At 39.8% G+C, this 4,672-nt stretch carries 5 protein-coding genes; all 5 read right to left on the minus strand.

Annotation, left to right across the window (positions count from 1 at the left end; genetic code table 11):
• Nucleotides 1-139: 139 nt before the first annotated feature.
• The 5 genes from AC3AX0_RS07540 to AC3AX0_RS07560 all read right to left on the minus strand — a co-directional run bounded on the left by AC3AX0_RS07540 (nucleotide 140) and on the right by AC3AX0_RS07560 (nucleotide 4,611).
• Nucleotides 140-883, minus strand: coding sequence for an amino acid ABC transporter ATP-binding protein (locus tag AC3AX0_RS07540; protein ID WP_487549693.1), 744 nt, complete (start codon nucleotides 881-883; stop codon nucleotides 140-142).
• Between the two features lie 10 nt (nucleotides 884-893).
• Nucleotides 894-1,535: an amino acid ABC transporter permease gene (locus AC3AX0_RS07545; protein ID WP_487549694.1), complete on the minus strand. Its 642-nt coding sequence runs from the start codon at nucleotides 1,533-1,535 to the stop codon at nucleotides 894-896.
• Nucleotides 1,535-2,353, minus strand: coding sequence for an amino acid ABC transporter substrate-binding protein (locus AC3AX0_RS07550; protein WP_487549695.1), 819 nt, complete (start codon nucleotides 2,351-2,353; stop codon nucleotides 1,535-1,537). Before AC3AX0_RS07550 ends, AC3AX0_RS07545 begins: the two co-directional genes overlap by 1 nt.
• 266 nt (nucleotides 2,354-2,619) lie before the next feature.
• Nucleotides 2,620-3,741 (minus strand): glycosyltransferase, encoded by a 1,122-nt coding sequence (locus AC3AX0_RS07555; protein WP_487549696.1) that lies wholly within the window; start codon nucleotides 3,739-3,741, stop codon nucleotides 2,620-2,622.
• Between the two features lie 39 nt (nucleotides 3,742-3,780).
• Complete coding sequence (locus tag AC3AX0_RS07560; RefSeq protein ID WP_487549697.1) at nucleotides 3,781-4,611, minus strand: glycosyltransferase family 4 protein; 831 nt, start codon at nucleotides 4,609-4,611, stop codon at nucleotides 3,781-3,783.
• Nucleotides 4,612-4,672: the final 61 nt, after the last annotated feature.

Raw genomic sequence — 4,672 nt, forward strand, 5'->3', positions numbered from 1 at the left:
TACATATTGTGTCAAAACAAATTAAATAGTAATGGATGCATCTGGATTACACATTTTTAACTTTCCTAGACTATAAAAAAAGAGCCGTCTGCAGACAGATTTCCCATCTAATGACAACTCTCAATATATTCACTTAATACTATAGTATCTTCTTTATAAACTCCGCAGTCCTTTTGTTTTGAGTATTTTCAAAAATCTCCTTTGGAGTTCCATCTTCTATGATTTTACCCTCATCCATAAATATTACCCTGTCAGAAATCTCCTTGGCGAAGTTCATCTCGTGGGTTACAATTACAAGGGTCATTCCCTCATCCTTTAGACCACGAATAACCTCCAGAACCTCTGTTACCATTTCAGGGTCAAGAGCGCTTGTAGGCTCGTCAAAGAGTATCATTTTAGGGCTTCTTGCAAGAGACCTGGCTATTGCCACCCTCTGGGACTCTCCACCTGACAGCTGTGACGGATAAGCATCCTTCCTGTGGGACAGGTTGACCCTTTCAAGTAACCTGATGGCAGTTTCCACTGCATTCTCCCTGGTCTTTCCCTCGACAAGCATCTGGGGCTTAACAATATTGTCAAGAGCCGAATAGTGTGGAAAAAGATTGAAAGACTGGAATACCATGTTCATGTCATTGGTCAATTCCCTCTGCTTCTTGTGATTTACATATTTTCCTCTATTCACCAGTGAATGTCCATAGATTTCGATGTCACCTTCGGAAATCTTCTCAAGGTTTGCAATGCACCTTAATAAGGTTGATTTTCCACTTCCACTGGGTCCGATTATACTTATGATTTTCCCGTTTTCAACTGTAAGGGAAATATCCTTAAGAACGGTGTTGTCTCCGAATTTTTTTATTAGATTGTTTATTTTTATGGCTAACATTGACACACCTCTAATTGAAATAGGAGAATCTTTTTTCGATTCTTCTGAATATCCTTACAACAACCAAAGTCATCAGCAGATAAAGTACAGCTGCAACCAGGTAAGGATCCGTTACGAATTCCCTTGAAGCTATTAGCTTTGTTTGTCTAAGGATGTCTCCTAGTGCAATGGCTGCAACAAGGGCAGTATCCTTTACAAGGGTTATTGTCTCGTTTGTCACTGAAGGCAGAACCCTCTTGACTCCCTGTGGGAGTATTATATGCATAAAAGTCTTTGTCTTGCTCATTCCAAGTGTTTCCGCAGCCTCGTATTGTCCCTTGTCTATGGATTCAATACCACCTCTGAAAATCTCAGTGAAGTAGGCTGAATAGTTTATTGAAAAGCCTATATATGCTACGGTCATCCTCTCAAAGGCTATTCCGTAGATTGGCAGGCCAAAATTGATGAAATAAAGTTGTAGCAACAGGGGCGTTCCCCTGATAATCCAAGTAAAAGAATCTATTATGCTGCAGGTCATCTTATTGCCATTAGCTCTTAGGACAGCAAGTGTCATTCCAATAGGTATTGAAATGACAAGTGTCACAAAATAAATCTTGAGGGTGACACTTGCACCCTCAAGAATAAACTTCAGCATTGAAATATAATAATCCATTACCTGGAATATACATCCTCTCCGAACCACTTCACAGATATTTCAGCACCTGATCCGTCTTCTGCCATTTCATCAAGAATCTCGTCAAACTTGTCTCTCAATGAATCATCGCCTTTTCTGAATCCTATTCCTATCTGCTCTTCTCCATATGTATCTTCAAGAACTCTGAATATTCCAGGATTCTTTCCTATTGCATATCTTCCTGAAAGTTCGTCAACAACCATAGCATCAAGGATTCCTGACTGAACTCCCATGTATACCTCGTTGAATGAAGAATATTGAACAACTTCCTCTAAAGTTGCTGCAAATTCAGCGTCGCCTTCAACAGCTGCAGCGGCAGTGCTTTCTATCTGTACTCCAACCTGTGTTCCTTCAAGGTCAGCCTTGGCGTTTACAGGTGACTCTTCAAGCACTATTATAACCTGTCTGTCATTGAAGTACGGCTTAGAGAAGTTTATGTTTTCCAATCTCTCTTCAGTAATTGTAAGACCGTTCCATATCATGTCTATGTTTCCTGCTTGAAGCTCAAGAACTTTTGAGTCCCACTCGATTGGTTGTAGTTTAAGCTCTACACCAAGTCTTGATGCAACTTCCTTGGCAAGGTCAACATCAAATCCAACGATTTCATTGTCCATGTTTCTGAATCCCATAGGTGCAAAGGTATCATCAAGTCCAAGTACGATATATCCGTTGTCCATTACTTCCTGAAGTGAAGTATCTGCCTCAACTGCTGCTTCCGGCTCTTCTTTTGGTGTACATCCCACTGCAGCGGACATCATTAAAACTGCAACTAATAATAAAGCTAATATTTTTTTCATTTTGTAATTCTCCTCCTGATATTTTTGCAGCTTAAGAAAGTAAAAATGCATAGCCCCTAAAAGCATGGTGCTATGCGGCTAAAGAAACTTTCTTTCGCGGTTTAAATAAATGCTTCCGCATTTAACGCAGCATAGCTGCTTTCTTAACTCGATTAGTATATCACAAGATTTCTTTTCCGTAAATATGCTATTACTGTTTTGTAACAATAATAACCAGCAATTTATTACCATTACCTGATGAACAATCTATCATACAAACCATATATCTATCCATTGTTACAGAGTTCATTGAAGAGTCCAAGGTATTGGGCTGATATTCTCCTGTAATCGTATTTCTCTTCTATGATTTCACTTGTTTCCCTGAGATATTCATGATCTATCCTTGAATCAAGGACTTCCATAAGACTTTCTGCAAGTTTCTTCTCATCATCTGCCGGTCTGTAGTATGAACATCTTCCAAGGGTCACTTCCCTTACCGCTGAATTATCGGCCAATAGACAGGGGACCTCGGCATACATTGCTTCAACGGCAGCCATGCCGAAACCTTCAAATGATGATGTATTAACAAAGAGACAGGCGTTTTTCAACATGCTGTCGAATCTATCTTTAGGTAAATATCCTGTAAGAATGAGTCTCCCCGTTTGCTCCAGCTCCTCAACCAATATGTTTGTTTCCTTGTCATCCCTGTAAAGAGAACCCGATACCACAAGATTCCGGTCAGTCCTGTCTAGAATGGACTGAAATGCCATGAGCAGGGTTTTTAGATTCTTGTGCACATAAGCAAGATTGTTTGCAAATATATACTCTTTCTGTTCTATTACCATACTGTTGCTCCGGTTTCTGTCAAAATCTATGGGATTATAGATTAGTTTTATCTTTTCACTGTATTCTCCATAGTGCCTTGTTAATTCATCCCTGTCATATCCTGAGATTGCAACTATTGCATCCCTTTTATTAAAGTCCCTGCCATATAAAAAATGAAAAAGCTTAAGTTCATATCCCTTGTACACTGAAGGATTTGACTTAAACTGGATATCGTGGGGAATGACTACCGTGGGGACGCTGAACCTTCCAAATCCCGTGTATGCTACCGGGAAAACAAGCAGGTCTATTTCATGCTCTTTTACAAGTCCTGGAAGAATAAATGTCCTGAACCATATTCCATAAAACAGCTTCCTTTTCAATATTCCTTCATGCATGTCTACGGATATGTATTCAATATCCTCACAGATATCTATGAACTTGAATTCTGCTTCCTTCAACCCGAATATCTTTATATCCTTTCCATGTCCCAAGTCATGGAATCCCTTAAGAAGGTTCACAAGAACCTGTTCCTTTCCTCCTTCGTATTTTCTACTGAAGAAAGATCCATCTATTCCTATTTTCAATGCTTCCTCCTTGATTTTCAGATTCTACAAGAGCCCTTGCTATAATTCCATGTTCCTAATAACATCAAGTGTTTTCTCTGCTGTTTTTTTCCAGGTGAATATCCTGTGTCTCACAAATCCTTTTGCTATGAGTTTGCCTCTCAGGTCCCCGTCACCGAGAACCTCAAGTATCCTGTCTCCAATCATATCCGTATCATTGGGGTCTACGAGAATCGCAGCATCACCTGTAACTTCCGGTATTGATGATACATTTGATGCTATTACAGGAATCCCTGAAGCCATTGCTTCAATGGGAGGAAATCCGAAACCTTCATAGAATGAACAGTACAGCATCAGTTCCGCATTTTCATAACACCAGGCCAGCTCCTCATTCTTCAGATATCCAGGCAACATAACTCTTTCCTCTAGATTATTATCCCTTATATATTCATGTATTTCATCTGACTTCCATGCAAATCCTCCTGCAAAAAGGAGTTTGCAGTCTATTCTATCCTTGATTCTATCAAAGGCCTTGATTATGCCCAGGTTATTCTTTCTTGGAGTAATCGTCCCAACCACCAGAAGGAATTTCTCTCCATCCATCAGCGATTCCGGTCTTATCTTTTTATCATCACCGTATTTTATTGTACCCAAGTGTATGGCTTCAACATTTTTTCTGTCGGGAAAATATTTGAGTACATCCCTTTTGGTTGACCGGGATACTGTAATAATACTGTCGGCCCTCTTTATTGAACTGTCGAAAAAAAGCTTCATGTATATCCTGGCATAAAGCGCACTTCCTTCACCATATATCTTATATGCCATATCATGTACTGTAACAATGTTTCTGCATTTTGTCAGAAGAGGCATTGTAAATGCAGGATTGAACATGAGGCCGATTCCTTCCCGCTATTACGAATCTGTAATCCGGGTGCCTATTGTATATCTCCGG

Source organism: Dethiosulfatibacter sp. (genome assembly GCF_983023055.1).

What these genes read in the sequence shown, in the direction of transcription:
- AC3AX0_RS07550 (WP_487549695.1), bottom strand. Translation starts at nt 2,353, where the DNA reads ATGAAAAAAATATTAGCTTTATTATTAGTTGCAGTTTTAATGATGTCC.
- AC3AX0_RS07560 (WP_487549697.1), bottom strand. Translation starts at nt 4,611, where the DNA reads ATGTTCAATCCTGCATTTACAATGCCTCTTCTGACAAAATGCAGAAAC.
- AC3AX0_RS07545 (WP_487549694.1), bottom strand. Translation starts at nt 1,535, where the DNA reads ATGGATTATTATATTTCAATGCTGAAGTTTATTCTTGAGGGTGCAAGT.
- AC3AX0_RS07540 (WP_487549693.1), bottom strand. Translation starts at nt 883, where the DNA reads ATGTTAGCCATAAAAATAAACAATCTAATAAAAAAATTCGGAGACAAC.